This is a genomic window from Enterobacter sp. HSTU-ASh6 (assembly GCF_026319105.1).
In the GTDB taxonomy this organism is placed as follows: Bacteria; Pseudomonadota; Gammaproteobacteria; order Enterobacterales; family Enterobacteriaceae; genus Enterobacter; species Enterobacter sichuanensis.
Map to the genome: position 1 here is coordinate 42299 of NZ_WSPD01000019.1, position 21801 is coordinate 64099.

At 57.3% G+C, this 21801-nt stretch carries 22 protein-coding genes; 15 read left to right on the forward strand and 7 right to left on the reverse strand.

Going from position 1 to position 21801, the window contains the following annotated elements:
• Nucleotides 1-40 precede the first annotated feature (40 nt).
• Nucleotides 41-361, reverse strand: coding sequence for an iron donor protein CyaY (cyaY, locus tag GM298_RS19310; RefSeq protein ID WP_266155072.1), 321 nt, complete (start codon nucleotides 359-361; stop codon nucleotides 41-43).
• 135 nt (nucleotides 362-496) lie between these two features.
• On the opposite strand from cyaY, the gene lptM reads away from it, so the two are divergent.
• The 8 genes from lptM to corA all read left to right on the forward strand — a co-directional run bounded on the left by lptM (nucleotide 497) and on the right by corA (nucleotide 7425).
• Nucleotides 497-700 (forward strand): LPS translocon maturation chaperone LptM, encoded by a 204-nt coding sequence (gene lptM / locus GM298_RS19315; RefSeq protein WP_013099260.1) that lies wholly within the window; start codon nucleotides 497-499, stop codon nucleotides 698-700.
• Nucleotides 701-735: 35 nt separating this feature from the next.
• Nucleotides 736-1560 (forward strand): diaminopimelate epimerase, encoded by an 825-nt coding sequence (gene dapF / locus GM298_RS19320; RefSeq protein WP_008501545.1) that lies wholly within the window; start codon nucleotides 736-738, stop codon nucleotides 1558-1560.
• A complete protein-coding gene (locus GM298_RS19325; RefSeq protein WP_025757552.1) occupies nucleotides 1557-2264 on the forward strand; it encodes a DUF484 domain-containing protein in 708 nt (235 codons plus the stop codon). The genes dapF and GM298_RS19325 overlap by 4 nt, the downstream gene beginning before the upstream one ends.
• Entirely contained in the window at nucleotides 2261-3163 is a 903-nt protein-coding gene (gene xerC, locus GM298_RS19330) for a tyrosine recombinase XerC (RefSeq protein ID WP_025757550.1), read from the forward strand. Before GM298_RS19325 ends, xerC begins: the two co-directional genes overlap by 4 nt.
• Complete coding sequence (gene yigB / locus GM298_RS19335; protein WP_025757549.1) at nucleotides 3163-3879, forward strand: 5-amino-6-(5-phospho-D-ribitylamino)uracil phosphatase YigB; 717 nt, start codon at nucleotides 3163-3165, stop codon at nucleotides 3877-3879. Before xerC ends, yigB begins: the two co-directional genes overlap by 1 nt.
• Nucleotides 3880-3955: 76 nt before the next feature.
• The gene (gene uvrD / locus GM298_RS19340; RefSeq protein WP_025757548.1) at nucleotides 3956-6118 is read left to right on the forward strand and encodes a DNA helicase II; all 2163 of its coding nucleotides are present in this window, start codon (nucleotides 3956-3958) and stop codon (nucleotides 6116-6118) included.
• Between the two features lie 149 nt (nucleotides 6119-6267).
• Nucleotides 6268-6324 carry a YsgD/CorL family protein gene (gene ysgD, locus GM298_RS19345; protein WP_212743980.1) on the forward strand — a complete coding sequence of 19 codons (57 nt, stop codon included), beginning with the start codon at nucleotides 6268-6270 and terminating at the stop codon, nucleotides 6322-6324.
• Between the two features lie 150 nt (nucleotides 6325-6474).
• Nucleotides 6475-7425, forward strand: coding sequence for a magnesium/cobalt transporter CorA (corA, locus tag GM298_RS19350; RefSeq protein WP_025757547.1), 951 nt, complete (start codon nucleotides 6475-6477; stop codon nucleotides 7423-7425).
• Between the two features lie 43 nt (nucleotides 7426-7468).
• On the opposite strand, the gene rarD is transcribed toward corA, so the two are convergent.
• Together rarD and yigI are read right to left on the reverse strand one after the other, a co-directional pair.
• Nucleotides 7469-8365, reverse strand: coding sequence for an EamA family transporter RarD (rarD, locus tag GM298_RS19355; RefSeq protein ID WP_045285580.1), 897 nt, complete (start codon nucleotides 8363-8365; stop codon nucleotides 7469-7471).
• A gap of 51 nt (nucleotides 8366-8416) precedes the next feature.
• Nucleotides 8417-8884, reverse strand: a complete 468-nt coding sequence (gene yigI, locus GM298_RS19360) for an acyl-CoA thioesterase YigI (RefSeq protein WP_025757543.1) — start codon at nucleotides 8882-8884, stop codon at nucleotides 8417-8419.
• A 163-nt stretch (nucleotides 8885-9047) separates the two neighbouring features.
• On the opposite strand from yigI, the gene pldA reads away from it, so the two are divergent.
• The 3 genes from pldA to rhtC all read left to right on the forward strand — a co-directional run bounded on the left by pldA (nucleotide 9048) and on the right by rhtC (nucleotide 12519).
• Nucleotides 9048-9917 carry a phospholipase A gene (gene pldA / locus GM298_RS19365; protein ID WP_025757542.1) on the forward strand — a complete coding sequence of 290 codons (870 nt, stop codon included), beginning with the start codon at nucleotides 9048-9050 and terminating at the stop codon, nucleotides 9915-9917.
• A 90-nt stretch (nucleotides 9918-10007) separates the two neighbouring features.
• On the forward strand, nucleotides 10008-11837 hold the full coding sequence (gene recQ, locus GM298_RS19370; protein WP_032644788.1) for an ATP-dependent DNA helicase RecQ: 1830 nt from the start codon (nucleotides 10008-10010) through the stop codon (nucleotides 11835-11837).
• Between the two features lie 61 nt (nucleotides 11838-11898).
• Complete coding sequence (rhtC, locus tag GM298_RS19375) at nucleotides 11899-12519, forward strand: threonine export protein RhtC (protein ID WP_025757538.1); 621 nt, start codon at nucleotides 11899-11901, stop codon at nucleotides 12517-12519.
• On the opposite strand, the gene rhtB is transcribed toward rhtC, so the two are convergent.
• Entirely contained in the window at nucleotides 12516-13136 is a 621-nt protein-coding gene (gene rhtB, locus GM298_RS19380) for a homoserine/homoserine lactone efflux protein (protein ID WP_008501533.1), read from the reverse strand. The genes rhtC and rhtB overlap by 4 nt on opposite strands.
• A gap of 109 nt (nucleotides 13137-13245) precedes the next feature.
• On the opposite strand from rhtB, the gene pldB reads away from it, so the two are divergent.
• From pldB to GM298_RS19395, 3 genes are all read left to right on the forward strand, one after another.
• Nucleotides 13246-14238, forward strand: coding sequence for a lysophospholipase L2 (gene pldB / locus GM298_RS19385; RefSeq protein WP_045285582.1), 993 nt, complete (start codon nucleotides 13246-13248; stop codon nucleotides 14236-14238).
• Between the two features lie 25 nt (nucleotides 14239-14263).
• Nucleotides 14264-15064 (forward strand): sugar/pyridoxal phosphate phosphatase YigL, encoded by an 801-nt coding sequence (yigL, locus tag GM298_RS19390; protein ID WP_025757535.1) that lies wholly within the window; start codon nucleotides 14264-14266, stop codon nucleotides 15062-15064.
• An 82-nt stretch (nucleotides 15065-15146) separates the two neighbouring features.
• Nucleotides 15147-16046 carry a carboxylate/amino acid/amine transporter gene (locus tag GM298_RS19395; protein ID WP_032672477.1) on the forward strand — a complete coding sequence of 300 codons (900 nt, stop codon included), beginning with the start codon at nucleotides 15147-15149 and terminating at the stop codon, nucleotides 16044-16046.
• On the opposite strand, the gene metR is transcribed toward GM298_RS19395, so the two are convergent.
• Nucleotides 15934-16887, reverse strand: coding sequence for an HTH-type transcriptional regulator MetR (gene metR / locus GM298_RS19400; RefSeq protein ID WP_266155077.1), 954 nt, complete (start codon nucleotides 16885-16887; stop codon nucleotides 15934-15936). The genes GM298_RS19395 and metR overlap by 113 nt on opposite strands.
• Before the next feature lie 236 nt (nucleotides 16888-17123).
• On the opposite strand from metR, the gene metE reads away from it, so the two are divergent.
• Nucleotides 17124-19385: a 5-methyltetrahydropteroyltriglutamate--homocysteine S-methyltransferase gene (gene metE, locus GM298_RS19405; RefSeq protein ID WP_266155079.1), complete on the forward strand. Its 2262-nt coding sequence runs from the start codon at nucleotides 17124-17126 to the stop codon at nucleotides 19383-19385.
• A 43-nt stretch (nucleotides 19386-19428) separates the two neighbouring features.
• On the opposite strand, the gene GM298_RS19410 is transcribed toward metE, so the two are convergent.
• Nucleotides 19429-20892 (reverse strand): glycoside hydrolase family 1 protein, encoded by a 1464-nt coding sequence (locus tag GM298_RS19410; RefSeq protein WP_266155081.1) that lies wholly within the window; start codon nucleotides 20890-20892, stop codon nucleotides 19429-19431.
• A 38-nt stretch (nucleotides 20893-20930) separates the two neighbouring features.
• The gene (locus tag GM298_RS19415; RefSeq protein WP_025757528.1) at nucleotides 20931-21737 is read right to left on the reverse strand and encodes a dienelactone hydrolase family protein; all 807 of its coding nucleotides are present in this window, start codon (nucleotides 21735-21737) and stop codon (nucleotides 20931-20933) included.
• Nucleotides 21738-21801 lie beyond the last annotated feature (64 nt).

Here is a 21801-nt window from a genome sequence, read left to right on the forward strand (position 1 = left end):
TGTAGGCCCGGTAAGGCGTAGCCGCCACCGGGCAACAAAATTATCTGAAACTGACGTCCTCGCCCGCCTGCGCGGTCGCCGCCTGTTCCAGCAGATCCCAGAACGGTACGCCGCTGCGGTCGCAAACCCACTCCCCGTCTTTCAGATCGAAATGATAGCCGCCCTGTCTGGCCGCCAGCCATACCTGGTGAAGCGGCTCCTGGCGGTTAATAATAATTTTGCTGCCATTTTCGAAGCTCAGGGTCAGAATACCGCCGTTGATTTCACAATCGATATCGCTGTCGCCGTCCCAGTCGTCAAGACGCTCTTCAATGGTCATCCACAGGTTGTCGGCAAGGCGATGGAATTCACTGTCGTTCATGGTTTTGTTCCTGTTTTTCGTGATGCCGGCAGTATAACCCTAAATAAATCCCGTTGCAGGAAAGCGGCAAACTCTTGCTTTTGTGTCTTCTCCTGCGATGATAGAAACAGATTTGAACTTACGGGCAACTTTATAATGAAAAACGCTTTCCGAACGCTTGCCGTTCTCATCACGTTGTTTAGCCTGACTGGCTGTGGACTGAAGGGACCGCTGTACTTCCCGCCAGCGGATAAAACCGCACCACCGCCGACGAAACCGGTGAACAGCGGCATTGAGTCCTCTACGCCAGATACTAACGATCGTGGCAACAACGGCGGCCCGACTCAGGTTAATCTCTGACGACAACGTTCTGTACCCGCGCAATGGAGCAAATGATGCAGTTCTCTAAAATGCATGGCCTTGGCAACGATTTTATGGTCGTCGACGCGGTAACGCAGAATGTGTTTTTCTCCCCGGAATTGATCCGCCGCCTGGCGGATCGGCATCTGGGCGTGGGGTTCGATCAACTGCTGGTGGTTGAACCACCGTACGATCCCGACCTCGATTTCCACTACCGTATTTTTAACGCGGATGGCAGCGAAGTGAATCAGTGCGGCAACGGCGCGCGCTGTTTTGCCCGCTTTGTCCGCCTGAAAGGGCTGACCAACAAGCGTGATATTCGCGTCAGTACGGCCAATGGTCGTATGGTGCTCAGCGTCACCGACGATGAGCTGGTGCGGGTGAACATGGGCGAGCCAAACTTCGAGCCTTCCGTCGTGCCGTTTCGCGCAAACAAAGCGGAAAAGACCTATATTATGCGTGCGGCCGAGCAGACAGTATTGTGCGGCGTCGTCTCAATGGGTAACCCGCACTGCGTGATTCAGGTTGATGATGTGGAAACGGCCGCCGTCGAAACCCTCGGCCCGGTGCTGGAGAGCCACGAACGTTTCCCGGAGCGCGCGAACATCGGTTTTATGCAGGTGGTGAAACGCGAGCACATCCGCCTGCGGGTTTACGAGCGCGGCGCGGGCGAGACGCAGGCCTGCGGAAGCGGCGCCTGTGCGGCGGTGGCCGTGGGCATCTCTCAGGGGTTACTGGCAGAAGAGGTTCGCGTGGAGTTACCAGGCGGTCGGCTTGATATCGCCTGGAAAGGACCGGGTCATCCACTGTATATGACTGGCCCGGCGGCACATGTCTATGACGGGTTTATCCATCTATGAAACAACCAGGGGAAGAACTGCAGGAAACAGTGACGGAACTGGACGACAGGGCTGTTGTTGATTATCTGCTGCGCAATCCTGAGTTTTTTATTCGCAATGCACGCGTCGTCGAAGAGATGCGCGTGCCACATCCGGTTCGCGGAACCGTGTCGCTGGTCGAATGGCATATGGCGCGCTCGCGCAACCACATCAATCAGCTTGAAGAGAACATGACGCTGCTGATGGAACAGGCGAGTACAAACGAAAGTCTGTTCTACCGTCTGCTCCATCTGCAGGCGCGTCTGGCGTCGGCGCACAGCCTCGAAGAGTTCCTCAACCGTTTCCATCGCTGGGCGCGCGAGCTTGGGCTGGCGGGCGCAACGATCCGTCTTTTCCCTGACCGCTGGCGCATTGGCGCGCCGTCGGGATTTACCCATCTGGCACTTAGCCGTCAGGCGTTTGAACCGCTGCGCATTCAGCGTCTGGGCCATGAGCATCACTATCTGGGACCGCTGAACGGACCCGAACTGCTGGTGGTATTGCCGGAGGCCAAAGCGATTGGTTCGGTAGCGATGTCTCTGATGGGGCGCGATGGCGATCTGGGGGTTATCTTATTTACCAGCCGCGACGCGCATCACTACGAGCGCGGGCAGGCCACGCACCTGCTGCAGGAGATTGCCCTGATGCTGCCTGAGCTGCTGGAGCGCTGGATTGAGCGCGTATGATGGACGGATTGCTTGCCACAGACGTCTCCCGCTTTTTGCGCTATCTGGGCGTGGAGCGTCAGCTTAGCCCTATTACCCTGCTCAACTATCAGCGTCAGCTTGATGCCATCATGCAGATTGCCGACGAAATCGGCCTGAAAAGCTGGCAACAATGTGATGCTGCGACGGTACGCGGGTTCGTTGTGCGTAGCCGTAAAAAAAATCTCAGTCCCGCAAGTCTGGCGTTGAGGCTCTCCGCCCTGCGCAGTTTCTTCGACTGGCTGGTCAGCCAGGGAGGCTTAAAAGCCAACCCGGCAAAAGGGATCGCCACGCCGAAAGCCCCGCGCCATCTGCCGAAAAATATCGACGTTGACGACGTCAACCGCCTGCTGGATATCGATCTGAACGATCCGCTGGCCGTGCGCGACCGCGCGATGCTGGAGGTGATGTACGGTGCCGGGCTACGTCTCTCGGAACTGGTTAACCTTGATGTAAAACATCTCGACCTGGAGACCGGCGAAGTGTGGGTGATGGGCAAGGGCAGCAAAGAGCGCCGCCTGCCGATTGGCCGCAATGCGGTCTCCTGGATTGAGCACTGGCTGGATCTGCGCGGGCTGTTTGGCGCAGAAGAGGATGCGCTGTTCCTGTCGAAGCTCGGCAAGCGGATCTCGGCGCGTAACGTGCAGAAGCGCTTTGCGGAGTGGGGCATTAAGCAGGGGCTTAACAGCCACGTTCACCCGCACAAGCTGCGCCACTCCTTTGCGACACACATGCTTGAGTCGAGCGGCGATCTGCGCGGCGTGCAGGAACTGCTCGGCCACGCGAATCTGTCGACCACTCAAATTTATACCCACTTAGACTTTCAACACCTTGCCTCGGTGTACGACGCGGCGCATCCACGCGCCAAACGGGGGAAATAATGCGTTTTTACCGCCCACTCGGTCAGATCTCCGCCCTGACGTTTGACCTTGATGACACCCTTTATGACAACCGCGACGTGATCCTGCGTACCGAGCAGGAGTCGCTGGCGTTTGTCCAGAACTACCATCCGGCGCTGAAGACGATACAGAACAAGGACTTCCAGAAGCTGCGTCAGTCCCTGCGGGAGACCGAGCCGGAGATTTACCACGACGTGACCGAATGGCGTCGCCGCGCGGTTGAGCAGGCGATGCTCAACGCGGGGCTCAGCGTACAGGATGCGGCCATTGGGGCTGAAGCGGCAATGGAACACTTCGCCAAATGGCGCAGCCGTATCGACGTGCCGCAGGAGACCCACGACACGCTGACTGCCCTTGCCGAAAAATGGCCGCTGGTGGCGATCACCAACGGCAATGCCCAGCCGGAGCTGTTTGGCCTGAGTGATTACTTTGAATTTGTGCTGCGTGCGGGTCCCCACGGGCGCGCGAAGCCGTTTAACGATATGTACCATCTGGCGGCGGAAAAACTGAACCTGCCGCTGGGTCAGATCCTGCACGTGGGGGATGACCTGACCACAGACGTGGCCGGAGCCATCCGCTGCGGCATGCAGGCCTGCTGGATCAAGCCGGAAAACGCCGACCTGATGATCGCCTCCGATAGCCGTCTTCTGCCACACCTGGAAATTTCGCGGTTGGCATCCCTCACGACGCTGATATAATCATCAGTTGTTCTGTATAAATTAACAGGGTTTTGGCGAATGCTATTCGCCTGCCCGACATGACGTGACGGTGCCAATGGACGTTTCTTACCTGCTCGACAGCCTTAATGACAAACAGCGTGACGCGGTTGCCGCCTCGCGCACCAACCTGCTGGTGCTGGCGGGGGCGGGCAGTGGTAAGACACGCGTGTTGGTTCACCGTATCGCCTGGCTGCAGAGCGTGGAGAACTGCTCGCCGTACTCCATCATGGCGGTCACGTTTACCAACAAGGCGGCGGCGGAGATGCGCCACCGTATCGCCCAGCTGATGGGCACCAGCCAGGGCGGCATGTGGGTCGGCACCTTCCACGGCCTGGCGCACCGTCTGCTGCGCGCGCACCATATGGATGCCAATCTGCCGCAGGATTTCCAGATCCTCGACAGCGAAGACCAGCTCCGTCTGCTGAAACGCCTCATTAAGGCGATGAACCTTGACGAGAAGCAGTGGCCACCGCGTCAGGCGATGTGGTACATCAACGGCCAGAAAGACGAAGGCTTGCGCCCGCACCACATTCAGAGCTTCGGCAACCCGGTCGAGCAGACCTGGCAGAACGTCTACAAGGCCTATCAGGAAGCGTGCGATCGCGCCGGCCTGGTGGATTTCGCCGAGCTGCTGCTGCGCGCCCACGAGCTGTGGCTCAACAAACCGCATATCCTGCAGCACTACCGCGAACGCTTCACCAATATTCTGGTGGACGAATTCCAGGATACCAACAACATCCAGTACGCGTGGATCCGCCTGCTGGCCGGCGATACCGGCAAGGTGATGATCGTGGGCGATGACGACCAGTCAATCTATGGCTGGCGCGGGGCGCAGGTAGAGAATATTCAGCGCTTCCTCAATGACTTCCCCGGCGCACAGACCATCCGTCTGGAGCAGAACTACCGCTCTACCAGCAATATCCTGAGCGCGGCCAACGCCCTGATTGAAAACAACAACGGGCGTCTGGGGAAAAAACTGTGGACCGACGGCGTCGACGGTGAACCGATTTCGATTTACTGCGCATTCAATGAACTCGACGAAGCCCGTTTCGTGGTGAACCGCATTAAAACCTGGCAGGACAACGGTGGCGCGTTGGAGCAGTGTGCCATTCTCTATCGCAGCAACGCCCAGTCGCGCGTGCTGGAAGAGGCGCTGCTGCAGGTGGGGATGCCATACCGCATTTACGGCGGTATGCGCTTCTTCGAACGTCAGGAAATCAAAGACGCGCTCTCGTATCTGCGCCTCATTGCGAACCGTAACGACGACGCGGCGTTTGAACGCGTGGTCAACACGCCGACCCGCGGGATTGGCGACCGTACGCTGGACGTGGTGCGTCAGGCCTCGCGCGACCGTCAGCTGACGCTGTGGCAGGCGTGCCGCGAGCTGCTGCAGGAAAAAGCGCTTGCCGGACGCGCGGCCAGCGCCCTGCAGCGCTTCCTTGAGCTGATTGACGCCCTGGCTCAGGAAACCGCCGACATGCCGCTGCACGTGCAGACCGACCGGGTGATTAAAGACTCCGGCCTGCGAACCATGTACGAGCAGGAAAAAGGTGAGAAAGGCCAGACCCGTATTGAGAACTTAGAGGAACTGGTGACGGCAACGCGCCAGTTCAGCTACAACGAAGAAGATGAAGACCTGATGCCGCTGCAGGCGTTCCTCTCTCACGCTGCGCTGGAAGCGGGGGAAGGGCAGGCGGACACCTGGCAGGATGCGGTTCAGCTGATGACCCTGCACTCCGCCAAAGGTCTGGAGTTCCCGCAGGTGTTTATCGTCGGTATGGAAGAGGGGATGTTCCCGAGCCAGATGTCGCTGGATGAAGGCGGACGCCTGGAAGAGGAGCGTCGTCTGGCCTATGTCGGCGTGACGCGAGCGATGCAAAAGCTGACGCTGACCTACGCCGAAACCCGCCGCCTGTATGGTAAAGAGGTCTATCACCGCCCGTCGCGCTTTATCGGTGAACTGCCGGAGGAGTGCGTGGAAGAGGTGCGTCTGCGTGCCAGCATCAGCCGTCCGGTCAGCCATCAGCGGATGGGATCGCCGATGGCGGAAACCGACACCGGCTACAAGCTGGGCCAGCGCGTGCGCCATTCTAAGTTTGGCGAAGGGACCATTGTGAATCTGGAAGGCAGCGGTGAGCACAGCCGCCTGCAGGTGGCGTTCCAGGGGCAGGGAATCAAATGGCTGGTGGCAGCCTACGCGAAGCTGGAAACTGTGTAACATTCAGAAAAATATCATTATTTTGTAATAATCTGCTAACCTTATACGTTGAAGGTCAATTAATGCCCTTCAGCGTTCCGTTGCGTGTTGACGCCACAGTTATAGCTGGCGTAACATGCGCGCACGATTACGCTAAGAGGACATTCGCCTTGGACACACCCAGTAGATACTGGCTCAATTCCCTGTCATCCAGGAACAACTCCTAAGGCTATCTCCTCTTGCTGATGGCCTTAGTGGTTGTCAGCGACTGCATTATTCCCGTCGCGCTGAGTCAGGCTGTTTAATGGTCTGAAACCCAATTTGTTTCTGTGTGCCCACCGAACTGTCCGATTTTTTTTGCATTGGGAGTCCCGGTCATGTTGAGCGCATTTCAACTCGAAAATAACCGACTGACGCGGCTTGAAGCCGAAGAGTCACAGCCCCTCATTGATGCCGTATGGGTGGATCTGGTCGAGCCGGACGACGATGAACGCCTTCGCGTACAATCTGAGCTGGGACAAAGCCTGGCGACACGCCCGGAACTGGAAGATATCGAAGCATCTGCGCGTTTTTTTGAAGACGAAGACGGTTTGCACATTCACTCTTTCTTCTTCTTTGAAGATGCCGAAGACCACGCGGGAAACTCCACCGTGGCGTTTACCATTCGTGATGGCCGCCTGTTTACCCTGCGCGAGCGTGAGCTGCCGGCATTCCGTCTCTACCGCATGCGCGCCCGCAGCCAGCCATTAAATGATGGTAATGCCTGGGAGCTGCTGCTCGACCTGTTCGAGACCAAAATTGAACAACTGGCGGACGAGATTGAAAACATCTACAGCGATCTGGAAAAGCTGAGCCGTGTCATCATGGAAGGCCATCAGGGCGATGAGTACGACGAAGCGCTCTCCACCCTGGCGGAGCTGGAAGATATCGGCTGGAAAGTGCGTTTGTGTCTGATGGATACCCAGCGCGCGCTGAACTTCCTGGTGCGCAAGGCGCGTCTGCCGGGCGGCCAGCTGGAGCAGGCGCGGGAGATCCTGCGCGATATCGAATCCCTGCTGCCGCACAACGAATCCCTGTTCCAGAAGGTCAACTTCCTGATGCAGGCGGCGATGGGCTTTATCAACATCGAGCAGAACCGCATCATCAAGATCTTCTCGGTGGTATCCGTGGTGTTCCTGCCGCCGACGCTGGTGGCCTCCAGCTACGGGATGAACTTTGAGTTTATGCCGGAGCTGAAGTGGAGCTTTGGTTACCCGGGGGCGATTATCTTTATGATCCTCGCCGGGCTGGCGCCGTATCTGTACTTTAAGCGTCGTAACTGGCTGTAAACATCTGGCGGGTAGCGCTGCGCTTACCCGCCCTACAAAACACCTACATTCCTTTGCGGGCCCTGCGCTGGGTGTAAATCGCATCGGCGACAAAAATCGCCAGCGCCACCCAGATAAAGGCGAACGTCACCATTTTATCCGCACCCGGCACTTCACCGTAAAACACCACCGCCAGCAGGAACATCAGCGTCGGGCCAATATACTGGAAGAAGCCCAGGGTAGAGAGACGCAGGCGTGTCGCCGCACCGGTGAAGCACAGCAGTGGGATCGTCGTTACCACACCTGCCGCCATCAGCATCAGATTCAGCGACCACGGGTTGCTGCCCATATGGCTGGTCGGGCTGTCGGCGATGCCGAAAAGATAAATCGCCGCAACCGGCAGCAGCCACAGGGTTTCAAACAGCATGCCGGTTTGTGCTTCGACAGCTATCTTCTTACGCACCAGGCCATAAAAGGCAAAGCTGAACGCCAGGCCGAGGGCAATAATCGGCAACGAGCCGAAGGTCCAGAGCTGTACCATCACGCCGCAGAAAGCCAGAATGACGGCCACCCACTGCATACGTCGGAAGCGCTCGCCGAGGAAAATCATCCCCAGCACAATATTCACCAGCGGGTTAATGAAGTACCCCAGACTCGCTTCGAGCATGTGGTGGTTATTCACTGCCCAGATAAACAGCAGCCAGTTACCGCCGATCAGCACGGCAGAGAGCGCCAGCAGGAAAATCTTCTTCGGGGTTTGCAGCAGCGTTTTGACGCCTGACCACTGACGGCTAAGGCTCATCAGCGCAATCATAAAGAAGAACGACCAGATGACGCGGTGAGTCAGGATCTCATCGGCCGGAACGTCGGCGATAAGCTTGAAATACGCCGGGGCGATACCCCAAATAAAATAAGCGGCAAGGGCGAGTAAAACGCCTTGCCGCGTCTGTTTAGCATCCATCGGGAAAATCCGTTACAAAAAAGTGAAATAATTTTACCCGATTTTGCAGCCTCAACCCACCATATAAGTGGCAGTTGCGCTGGCGATATAGACCTGTTCCTCGTTGTGTAATTCAACGCGTGCCACGGCAACTTTGTTGCCCGCGCGCAGCAGGCTGCTGGTACAGGTAAAGCGATTTCCGCGCCCCGGGCGAAGGTAGTCAACGCGTAAGTCGATAGTGCCCATGCGTGCCAGACGCTGGCGAAGTTCGTCTTCGTTGATGGTGTCATGGCGGGTCAGCGTGCTGCCCACACAGACCAGGCCTGCCGCGACGTCCAGCGCGGAGGCAATCACCCCGCCGTGTAAAATACTTTGCGCCCAGTTACCCACCATCATTGGCTGGTTGTTGAAACTCAGCTGGGCAAAGTCCTTTTCATAACGCTCCAGCTCCAGTCCCAGCGCACGGTTAAACGGCATATGGTAAACAAAAATCTCGCCCACGAGTTTTAACACTTCATCGGCGGTAAGCATGGCTGACATGAGGCATCACATCCTTATTGTTAATGAAATGTTGATTTTATGCCTCAGCAATAAGGAATTCCACTTTCAGAAACGAGGATGCAGCAGTTGTCGCAGAAGTCTGTAGAATGACGGGCACATAACTATTCAACGAAATTTACTCTTTTGCAGGAGAACACCACCGATGCGGACGTATCTGGCCTGGTTACTGGCGGCGGTTTCGCTGCCCCTCACAGCGTATGCGCAGGAAGCGACGATCAAAGAGGTGCATGATAAACCTGCCGTACACGGCAGCATTATCGCCAACCTACTTCAGGAGCATGACAATCCGTTCACGCTCTATCCGTATGACACCAACTACGTGATTTACACCCAGACCAGTGACCTCAACAAAGAGGCGATAAGCTCCTATAACTGGTCTGATAATGCGCGTAAAGATGAGGTGAAGTTCCAGCTCAGCCTGGCCTTCCCGTTCTGGCGCGGCATTCTGGGGCCGAACTCGGTGCTGGGCGCGTCTTACACGCAAAAATCCTGGTGGCAGCTCTCTAACAGCGGCGAGTCCTCGCCGTTCCGTGAAACTAACTATGAGCCACAGCTGTTCCTCGGTTTTGCAACGGATTATGAGTTTGCGGGCTGGACACTGCGTGACGTCGAAGTGGGCTTTAACCACGATTCCAACGGCCGTTCCGACCCGACTTCCCGTAGCTGGAACCGCGCCTATACGCGCCTGATGGCGCAGAATGGCAACTGGATGGTGGAGGTGAAGCCGTGGTATGTGGTGGGCGAAACCGATGACAACCCGGACATCACCAAATACATGGGCTACTACCAGCTTAAAGTCGGCTATCAGCTGGGCGATGCCGTGCTGAGCGCGAAGGGCCAGTATAACTGGAACACCGGTTACGGCGGTGCGGAAGTGGGCTTAAGCTACCCAATGACGAAGCACGTGCGTATCTATACGCAGGTCTACAGCGGTTACGGCGAGTCGCTTATCGACTACAACTTCAACCAGACCCGTGTCGGCGTGGGCGTGATGCTGAACGACATTCTCTAGACAGCTCGAATGTTTTTGCGTTAAACGTTGAAGTTTCTCTCTCAGGCGCTGAAAATAGCGCCTGTTTTATTTTTCGCAGATGGGGTTAATGTGGCGCAGGCGGAAGTATTGAATCAGGAGTCGCTGGCTAAACAGGTTTTGCATGAAACCTTTGGCTACCAGCAGTTCCGCCCTGGCCAGGAAACCATCATTGAAACGGTGCTGGAAGGCCGCGACTGCCTGGTGGTGATGCCAACCGGCGGCGGTAAATCGCTCTGTTATCAGGTGCCCGCGCTGGTTCTTAACGGCCTGACGGTGGTGGTATCGCCCCTGATTTCGCTGATGAAAGACCAGGTGGACCAGCTGCTCGCCAACGGCGTGGCGGCGGCCTGTCTTAACTCCACGCAAACCCGCGAGCAGCAGCAGGAAGTGATGGCCGGGTGCCGCACCGGGCAGATCCGCCTGCTGTATATCGCGCCCGAACGCCTGATGCTGGATAACTTCCTCGACCATCTCGCGCACTGGAACCCGGTGTTGCTGGCGGTGGATGAAGCGCACTGTATCTCCCAGTGGGGACACGATTTCCGTCCGGAATACGCCGCACTCGGTCAGCTGCGTCAGCGCTTCCCCGAGCTGCCATTTATGGCGCTTACCGCCACGGCAGATGACACCACTCGTCTGGATATCGTTCGCCTGCTGGGGCTGAACGACCCCTATATTCAGGTCAGCAGCTTCGACCGCCCCAACATCCGCTATATGCTGATGGAAAAATTCAAGCCGCTGGATCAGCTTTTACGCTACGTGCAGGAGCAGCGCGGCAAGTCCGGCATCATCTACTGCAACAGCCGTGCGAAGGTGGAAGACACCGCCGCGCGCCTGCAAAACCGCGGCTTTAGCGCGGCGGCTTACCATGCCGGGCTGGAAAACCACATCCGCGCCGACGTGCAGGAAAAATTCCAGCGCGACGACCTGCAGATTGTGGTGGCGACGGTGGCGTTCGGCATGGGGATCAACAAGCCAAACGTGCGCTTTGTGGTGCACTTCGACATTCCACGCAATATTGAATCTTACTATCAGGAAACCGGTCGCGCCGGACGCGACGGTCTGCCTGCGGAAGCGATGCTGTTTTACGATCCGGCCGATATGGCGTGGCTGCGCCGCTGCCTGGAAGAGAAACCGCAGGGGCAGCTGCAGGATATCGAACGTCACAAGCTCAACGCGATGGGCGCATTTGCCGAAGCGCAAACCTGCCGTCGCCTGGTGCTGCTCAACTACTTTGGTGAGGGGCGGCAGGAGCCGTGCGGCAACTGCGATATCTGCCTCGATCCGCCGAAACAGTACGATGGTCTGATGGACGCGCGTAAGGCGCTCTCGACCATTTATCGTGTGAATCAGCGCTTCGGGATGGGCTACGTGGTGGAAGTGCTGCGTGGTGCCAATAACCAGCGTATTCGCGACATGGGCCACGACAAGCTGCCTGTCTACGGTATTGGCAAGGATCAGAGTCACGAGCACTGGGTCAGCATTATTCGTCAGCTGATTCACCTCGGTTTTGCCACACAGAACATCGCCCAGCACTCCGCGCTTCAGCTCACCGAAGCCGCGCGCCCGGTGCTGAGGGGGGACGTTGAACTGAAACTTGCCGTGCCGCGCGTTGTCGCCCTGAAGCCGCGAGTGATGCAAAAATCGTACGGCGGCAACTACGACCGCAAGCTGTTTGCCAAACTGCGCAAGCTGCGTAAAGCCATCGCCGATGAAGAAAACATCCCGCCTTACGTGGTGTTCAACGACGCGACGCTGATCGAGATGGCCGAACAGATGCCGCTGAGCGCCAGCGAAATGCTCAGCGTTAACGGCGTTGGCACGCGCAAGCTGGAGCGTTTTGGTAAGGAGTTTATGGCGCTTATCCGTTCCCATGCTGACGGTGATGATGAGGAGTAGTCAGCCGGGCGAAAAAGTGCCAGGATGGTGACTCACTGAATTATTTCCCCGCGAGCGAATTATGTTAATGCTATTTCTCACCGTGGCGTTAGTGCACATCGTTGCGCTGATGAGCCCGGGCCCTGACTTCTTCTTCGTATCACAAACCGCGGTCAGCCGCTCCCGCAAAGAGGCGATGATGGGCGTGCTGGGTATCACCATGGGCGTTATGGTCTGGGCGGCGGTGGCGCTGCTTGGTCTGAACCTGATTCTGGCGAAAATGGCCTGGCTGCATAACATCATTATGGTCGGTGGCGGGCTGTACCTGTGCTGGATGGGCTACCAGATGCTGCGCGGGGCGCTGAAGAAAGAAGAGAAAAAACCGCAAGAGCCAAAGGTTGAGCTGGCAACGGGCGGCCGCAGTTTTGTAAAAGGTCTGCTGACCAACCTGGCGAACCCGAAAGCGATTATCTATTTCGGCTCTGTCTTTTCGCTCTTTGTCGGCGACAGCGTTGGCGCGGGCGCACGCTGGGGGATCTTCCTGCTGATCGTGGTTGAGACGTTTGCCTGGTTCACCATCGTGGCAAGCCTGTTTGCCTTACCGGCGATGCGCCGCGGCTACCAGCGCATCGCGAAGTGGATTGACGGCTTCGCCGGCGCGCTGTTCGCCGGCTTCGGTATTCATCTCATCATTTCTCGCTAAGCGTGACGCGCTGACGCAAGCAGCGCGCCAACCAGCATAAACAGCGAACCAAACACCTTATTCAGGGCCTTCATCTGTTTAGGCCCTTTAATCCATGCCGCAATTCGCTGCGCCAGCGTCGCGTAACCAATCATCACGATGATATCGACGATAATGGTGGTCGCGCCCAGCACCACGTACTGCATCACCTGGGGCTGATGCGGCACGATAAACTGCGGGAACAGCGCGGCGAGGAAGACGATGCTTTTCGGGTTGGTCAGGTTGACGAACACCGCACGCTTAAACAGATGGCCACGATTTTGCGTCTGCGCGAGCGTGTTCAGGTTGATGGAGCCTGCCGCGCGCCACTGCTGGATGCCGAGCCAGATCAGATACGCTGCCCCGGCCCATTTCAGTACTTCAAACGCCAGCACCGAGCGGGAGAACAGGGTGCCCAGACCAATCCCGACCAGCACGATGTGAATGCCCAGCCCGGTCTGCAAACCAGCAATCGACGCCGCCGCACCGCGATAGCCGTGGTTAATGGAGGTGGTCATGGTGTTAATGGCGCCCGAGCCTGGTGAAAGGCTAAGGATGATGGATGTCAGCAGGTAAGCGAACCACCACTCGAAGGTCATTTGAAACTCCCGAATCGTCTGTTTTTATGCCACAATACGCTATTGTTGAGTCATTTTGTGACCGGTGACGAAAAAACGATATTCCTTGGCTTAGGTGAGTAGAAACCCGATGTTTCAGCAGAAAAAGGACTGGGAAACACGAGAAAACGCATTTGCTGCTTTCTCCATGGGGCCGCTGACCGATTTCTGGCGCCAGCGTGAGGAAGATGAGTTTACGGGTGTCGGTGGTATTCCGGTACGCTTTGTGCGTTTTCGCGATAAGAAAAATGACCGGGTCATTGTGGTCTGCCCCGGACGTATCGAGAGCTACGTCAAATACGCCGAACTGGCCTATGACCTGTTCCATCTTGGCTTCGATGTGCTGATTATTGACCATCGCGGGCAGGGGCTTTCCGGCCGCCTGTTATCGGACACGCATCGCGGCCATGTGGATAACTTCAGTGATTACGTCGACGATCTCGCCGCGTTCTGGCAGCAGGAGGTCGAGCCTGGCCCCTGGCGGAAGCGCTATATCCTGGCGCACTCGATGGGCGGTGCGATTTCAACGCTGTTCTTACAGCGCCACCCGCATCAGTGCGACGCCATTGCGCTCACCGCGCCGATGTATGGCATCGTCATGCGTTTTCCTGACTGGATGGTGCGTCATATTCTCGACTGGGCTGAGGGCCATCAGCGCATTCGGGAAGGCTATGCCATCGGAACGGGGCGCTGGCGAGCATTGCCCTTTGCGATGAACGTCCTGACGCACAGCCGACAGCGCTATCGTCGTAACCTGCGTTTTTATGCCGATGAGCCGCGCCTGCGCGTGGGCGGCCCGACATATCACTGGGTACGGGAAGGGATCCTTGCCGGTGAGCAGGTCCTGGCAGGCGTCGCGAATGATGACACGCCAACCCTCCTGATTCAGGCTGAAGAAGAGCGTGTGGTGGATAACCGCATGCATGACCGCTTTTGTGAACTCCGCGCTGCCGCCGGCCACCCTTGTGAAGGGGGAAAACCGTTGGTTATCAACGGCGCGTACCATGAGATCCTTTTTGAAAAGGACGCTATGCGCTCAGTCGCGCTTAACGCCATCGTCGAGTTTTTCGACCGGCATAACTGATTGTCTATTGAGGTTAAATTTTCCTATGTACCAGGTTGTTGCATCTGATTTAGATGGCACGCTGCTCTCCCCCGACCACACCCTGTCGCCTTACGCGAAAGAGACCTTAAAGCTGCTGACTGCCCGGGGCGTGAACTTTGTGTTTGCCACCGGCCGCCACCACGTAGACGTGGGGCAGATCCGCGATAATCTTGAGATCAAATCGTACATGATCACCTCCAACGGTGCGCGCGTACATGATACCGACGGCAATCTGATCTTTACGCACAACCTGGATCGCGATATTGCTGCCGATCTGTTCGGTGTGGTGCACAATAATCCGGCTATCGTCACTAACGTTTACCGCGATGACGACTGGTTCATGAACCGCCATCGCCCGGATGAAATGCGTTTCTTCAAAGAAGCGGTATTCAACTACTCCCTGTATGAACCAGGTCTGCTGGAGCCGGATGGCATCAGTAAAGTGTTCTTCACCTGCGACAGCCATGAAGAGCTGCTCCCGCTGGAACAGGCGATCAACGCCCGCTGGGGCGATCGCGTTAATGTCAGCTTCTCAACGCTGACCTGTCTGGAAGTGATGGCGGGAGGTGTCTCCAAAGGCCACGCCCTGGAAGCGGTCGCGAAACGTCTGGGCTTTGGGCTGAAAGATTGTATCGCCTTTGGTGACGGCATGAACGATGCCGAAATGCTTTCGATGGCAGGTAAGGGCTGTATCATGCAGAACGCGCACCAGCGTCTGAAAGATCTGCACCCGGAACTGGAAGTGATTGGTTCTAACGCTGATAACGCGGTACCGAAGTATCTGCGCAAACTGTTCCTTGAATAATCTTCATTCGGTTATTTATTGCTCAGTTGTCAACTAAAGAGTTCGCTACAATGCCTCTCCTTATTTCTGAGAGACAAGCATTGTGGCGCTACTCATTATCACCACTATCCTGTGGGCCTTCTCCTTTAGCCTGATTGGCGAATACCTTGCCGGTTCGGTCGACAGCTACTTCTCGGTGCTGATGCGCGTGGGGCTGGCGGCGCTGGTGTTCCTGCCGTTTCTGCGTACGCGCGGGCAATCGTTGAAAACGATCGTGCTGTATATGCTGGTGGGGGCGATGCAGCTCGGCATCATGTATCTGTTTAGCTTCCGGGCTTACGTCTACCTGTCCGTCTCTGAATTCCTGCTGTTCACCGTGCTTACGCCGCTCTATATCACGCTGATCTACGATTTGCTCAGCAAGCGCCGCCTGCGCTGGGGATACCTGCTGAGCGCGGCGCTGGCAGTGATTGGCGCGGCGATTATTCGCTACGACAAAGTGAGCGATCACTTCTGGACCGGGTTGATGTTCGTCCAGCTCGCCAACATCAGTTTCGCCATCGGCATGGTGGGCTACAAACGTCTGATGGAAACCCGTCCGATGCCGCAGCATAACGCGTTCGCCTGGTTCTATATGGGGGCTGCGATTGTTGCGGTGGCGGCGTGGTTTATGCTCGGTAATCCGCAAAAACTGCCAACCACGAACGTGCAGTGGGGCGTTCTGGTCTGGCTGGGCGTGGTGGCTTCAGGGCTGGGATACTTCATGTGGAACTACGGCGCGACCCAGGTCGACGCCGGTACACTGGGGATCATGAACAACGTGCATGTCCCGGCGGGGCTGCTGGTCAACCTCGCCATCTGGCAGCAACAGCCGCACTGGCCGAGCTTCCTTATTGGGGGAACGGTGATCCTGGCTTCGCTGTGGGTCCATCGCCGCTGGGTCGCTCCGCGCTCCGCACAAACGGAAGATGGTCGCACGCGTGGTTCCGCGCTGAGCGAATAAACGCCTCTGTAATGGGCTGTCGCTGCTCGCCATCGCGCACGGCGGCGTACAGCCGGCTCCACAGTCCTTCACCCAGGGTTTTGGTGACCACCAGGCCCTGGCGTTCAAAACTCTCCACCACCCAGTGCGGCAGCGCTGCGATACCCATTCTGGCCGCCACCATCTGAATCAACAGCAGGGTGTTATCCACGCTTTTCAGCTGCGGGCTAATGCCTGCCGGCTGCAGGAAGTGACGCCAGATATCCAGACGACTGCGCTGAACGGGATAAATCAGCAGCGTTTCTGTCGCCAGGTCTTCCGGCGTGATGCGCGCTTTGGCCGCCAGCGGATGGTCCGGCGCCAGCACCAGGCGCACTTCATAATCAAACATCGGTGAATAGTGCAGGCCGCTGCGCGGCAGAATATCGGACGTCATCACCAGATCCAGCTCGCCCTGCTGCAGCGAGGGCTGTGGGTCGAACGTCACGCCGGATTTAAAGTCCATTTCCACCTGCGGCCACTTCTGGCGGAAGTTCTCAAGCGCGGGGGTCAGCCACTGGATACAGCTGTGGCACTCAATGGCGATACGCAGTGTGGTCTGCTGCGGTTCGTTACACGCCTGCAGCGCGCTGGCGATCTGCGGCAGGACCTGATTCGCCAGCTGCAACAGGATCTCGCCCTGCGGTGTAAAGCGCAGCGGCTGGCTCTTACGCACAAAAAGACGAAAGCCGAGGCGTTGTTCCAGATCGCTGAACTGGTGAGAAAGGGCGGACTGGGTCTGGTGCAGCGTGGTCGCCGCCGCCGCGAGCGAGCCGCAGTTCCGTAACGCCTGGAGCGTTTTCAGGTGTTTTATCTCGATCATGAAAGTCCTTCACTTCGGCATGAACATTTTGCGCTTGAGGAATATACAGTAACCGCCAATTATAGAAGTGTAAACATCTGGACGTCTAAAATCCTTGGTCTTTTAAATTTATGGTGCGTTGGCTGCGTTTACTCACCCCGGTCACTTACTCATGTAAGCTCCCGGGGATGAGCAAACTTGCCGCCTTCCCTGAATTCAAAATCCAAAGGATTTACAATTAATTAGAGGAAGAACACATGACCATCCGCAATCACACTCTCGGTTTCCCTCGCGTTGGCCTGCGTCGCGAGCTGAAAAAAGCGCAAGAAAGCTACTGGGCGGGAAACGCCACCCGTGAAGAGCTGCTGGCGGTGGGACGCGAGCTGCGCGCCCGTCACTGGGATCAGCAAAAACAGGCGGGCATTGACCTGCTGCCAGTGGGCGATTTCGCCTGGTACGACCATGTTCTGACGACCAGCCTGCTGCTTGGCAACGTGCCGGCTCGTCATCAGAACAGCGATGGATCGGTAGATATCGATACCCTGTTCCGCATCGGCCGTGGCCGTGCGCCAACGGGTGAGCCAGCGGCAGCGGCGGAAATGACCAAGTGGTTTAACACCAACTATCACTATATGGTGCCGGAGTTCGTAAAAGGTCAGCAGTTCAAACTGACCTGGACGCAGCTTCTTGATGAAGTAGACGAAGCGCTGGCGTTGGGTCACCAGGTGAAGCCCGTATTGCTGGGGCCGGTAACCTACCTGTGGCTGGGTAAAGTGAAAGGGGAACAGTTCGATCGTCTGAGCCTGCTCAACGATATTCTGCCGGTCTACAAACAGGTCCTGATTGAGCTGGGCAAGCGCGGCATTCAGTGGGTGCAGATCGACGAACCTGCGCTGGTGCTGGAGCTGCCGCAGGCATGGCTCTCTGCCTTCAAACCGGCATATGATGCGCTTGCGGGGCAGGTGAAGCTCCTGCTGACCACCTATTTCGAAGGCGTGACGCCAAACCTGAAGACGATTACCGCGCTGCCGGTGCAGGGTCTGCATGTCGACCTCGTACACGGTAACGATGATGTGGCAGAGCTGCATAAACGGCTGCCAGCGGACTGGCTACTCTCTGCTGGCCTGGTGAACGGGCGTAACGTCTGGCGCGCCGATCTGACGGAGAAATATGCGCAGATTAAAGACATCGCCGACAAACGTGAACTGTGGGTCGCCTCTTCCTGCTCCCTGCTGCACAGCCCGATTGATCTCAGCGTAGAAACCCGTCTGGATGCGGAAGTGAAGAGCTGGTTCGCCTTTGCCCTGCAAAAGTGTGAGGAGCTGGCCCTGCTGCGTGACGCCCTGAACAGCGGCGACACGGCGGCGATTAGCGAATGGAGCGCACCCATCCAGGCGCGCCGTCACTCGGCTCGTGTTCACAACCCGGCTGTGGAGAAACGTCTGGCGGCCATCACCGCCCAGGACAGCCAGCGTCAGAGCCCGTATGAGGTGCGTGCCGAAGCGCAGCGCGCGCGCTTCAACCTGCCTGCGTGGCCGACCACCACGATTGGTTCTTTCCCGCAGACCACCGAGATCCGCGGCCTGCGCCTGGACTTCAAAAAAGGCAACCTGGACGCGAATCACTACCGTACCGGTATCGCCGAACACATCAAACAGGCGATTGTGGAGCAGGAGCGCTTAGGTCTGGACGTGCTGGTGCACGGGGAGGCCGAGCGTAACGACATGGTGGAATACTTCGGTGAGCATCTGGACGGTTTCGTGTTCACCCAGAATGGCTGGGTGCAGAGCTACGGCTCCCGCTGCGTGAAGCCGCCGGTGGTCATCGGTGATATCAGCCGCCCGGCACCCATCACCGTGGAGTGGGCGAAATACGCCCAGTCCCTGACCGACAAGCCCGTGAAAGGGATGTTGACCGGCCCGGTGACCATTCTTTGCTGGTCCTTCCCGCGTGAAGATGTGTCCCGTGAAACCATCGCGAAGCAAATCGCGCTGGCGCTGCGTGATGAAGTGGCGGATCTCGAAGCCGCAGGCATTGGCATCATCCAGATTGACGAACCGGCTCTGCGTGAAGGTCTGCCGCTGCGCCGCAGCGACTGGGAGGCCTACCTGAAGTGGGGCGTGGAGGCGTTTCGCATCAACGCCGCAGTGGCGAAGGACGACACCCAGATCCACACCCACATGTGTTACTGCGAATTTAACGACATCATGGATTCGATCGCCGCGCTGGACGCTGATGTGATCACCATCGAGACCTCGCGTTCAGATATGGAACTGCTGGAGTCGTTCGAAGAGTTCGACTACCCGAACGAAATCGGACCGGGCGTGTACGACATCCACTCCCCGAACGTGCCGAGCGTGGAGTGGATCGAAGCCCTGCTGAAGAAAGCCGCCCAGCGCATTCCGGCTGAGCGTCTGTGGGTGAACCCGGACTGCGGCCTGAAAACCCGCGGCTGGCCGGAAACCCGCGCGGCGCTGGCGAATATGGTGAAGGCGGCACAGAATTTGCGTCAGGCGTAGCCACGACGCGCGATGGCCGGGCGTCTGCCCGGCCTGCGCATACTTAGCTCAGGTCTGCGCCGTTGCTGGCAATCACTCTTTGGTACCACCAGAAGGAGTCTTTTTTTAGCCGTTTTAACGTGCCGTTGCCTTCATCGTCCTGATCGACATAGATAAAGCCATAGCGCTTCGACATCTGCGAGGTGCCTGCGCTAATAATGTCGATACACCCCCATGTGGTGAACCCCATTACCTCCACCCCTTCATTAATCGCCGCCAGCGTTTGTTCAAAGTGGGCGCGGAAATAGTCGATGCGATAGCTATCGTGGATCTTGCCGTTTTCGACCACATCCTTCGCGCCCAGACCGTTTTCAACGATAAACAGCGGTTTCCGGTAACGGTCATACAGCTCCAGCAACGAGATTTTCAGCCCAAGGGGATCAATCTGCCAGCCCCATTCCGACGCAGGCAGATAAGGGTTTTTCACGCCGAGCACGGTATTGCCGGGAATACGTTCGGCGTCCGGCTGTGTCGATTCGGTCATCGACATATAGTAACTAAAGGAGACGAAATCGACGGTATGCTCCTTTAAAATACGCCGATCGTCAGGGTGCATTTCAATATGGATATTTTGTCTTTCCAGATCGCGCAGGATCAGCGGCGGGTAGTCGCCAAATACCTGCACGTCGGCATAAAAATAGTTCTCCAGGTTTTTCTTCAGCGTAGCTTCAACGTCTTCCGGGCGGCAACTGTGCGGATAGGTGGTCAGTTTTGTCAGCATGCAACCGACCTGGCTGCCGGGAATTTTGGCGTGGCAGTCGCGCGTCACCAGCGCTGAGGCGACAAACTGATGATGTAGTCCCTGATAAATATCCTGCTTTGCCTGACCCGGTGCGCTCTTCTCTTCGCGAATACCCGCCGTGGTAAACGGATGACGGTGAATACTGTCTATTTCGTTAAAGGTCAGCCAGTAACGCACCAGATCTTTATAGCGGTCAAAACAAACATTGCTGAAGCGGACAAAGGCATTCACCACGTTGCGATGTACCCAGCCGTTATATTTTTCGCTCAGCGCCAGCGGCATTTCATAGTGGGAGAGGGTGACCAGCGGCTCGATGTGATGACGACGCAGCTCGCGGAACATCTCTTCATAAAACTGCAGCCCGGCCTCGTTGGGCGCAGCGTCCTCTCCGGTCGGGAAAATGCGCGACCAGGCAATGGAGACGCGCAGCACCTTAAAACCCATCTCAGCAAACAGGGCGATGTCGTCTTTATAGTGGTGATAAAAATCGATGCCGCGGCGCTTCGGGTAGCGCGCGTCATGGTTGCCTTCAAACGCATCACGAATGTTCTCGTCCGTCAGGGCCATATGACCCCTGTAATCTTTTACGGACAGGTTGGGTTTCCAGGCGACGGCGTCTGCCACGGACGGCCCTTTGCCGTCCACGTTCCATGCCCCTTCAGCCTGGTTGGCGGCAATGGCGCCGCCCCAGAGAAAACCGCGTGGAAACGAGAGGGATTGCTCCATAACACGCACTCCTTATGCGTCATGACAATGGGAAAGGCTTACCCTTTTTTACCACCGTACTGACGGAACCATGTAAGCATCCGCTGCCATCCATCCTTAGCCGATTCCGCGTGATAGCTCGGGCGATAATCAGCGTTAAAGGCATGTCCGGCATCCGGATAGACCACAATTTCGGCCTTCGCATTGGCCGCACGGAGCGCATGGCGCATGGTCTCTACCGAATCAAGGGAGATACCGGTGTCCTGACCGCCATACAGCCCTAATACGGGGGCATTCAGCTCCGTGGCGATATCCACGGGATGTTTCGGTGAATTCAGCGTTTTTTCGCCCACCAGTTTGCCGTACCAGGCGACAGCAGCTTTCAGCTGCGGGTTATGCGCGGCATACAGCCAGCTGATGCGTCCGCCCCAGCAGAAACCGGTGACCAGCAGCCGGTGCGGATCGCCCCCGTTGCGCGCCGCCCAACTGGCAACGTGGTCGAGATCGGCCATGACCTGCGCGTCCGGGACTTTGCTCACCAGATTGCTGAGCAATGTGGGGATGTCGCTGTAGTCGTCGGGATCGCCCTGCCGGAAGTAGAGTTCAGGCGCAACGGCCAGGTAACCCTCCAGCGCCAGTCGGCGGCAGAGGTCGCGAATATGTTCGTGAACGCCGAAAATTTCCTGAACCACGATCACGATGGGCAACGGGCCATCTGCTGATTTTGGGCGTGCGTGGTAAGCAGGCATATTCTCTCCCTGCGAGGGAATAGAGGTCTCACCCGCCGTGATGGCCTCTTCAGACGTTGAGACGATGGTTGAGGCATGCGGGGCCGCAGCAGGTGCAAAACCGGTTTTTTCAGTCATGGCATTCTCCGTACCAATGAGTTAGCGCAAAGGTAAATATAGACACCAGGTTAACAACTCACAG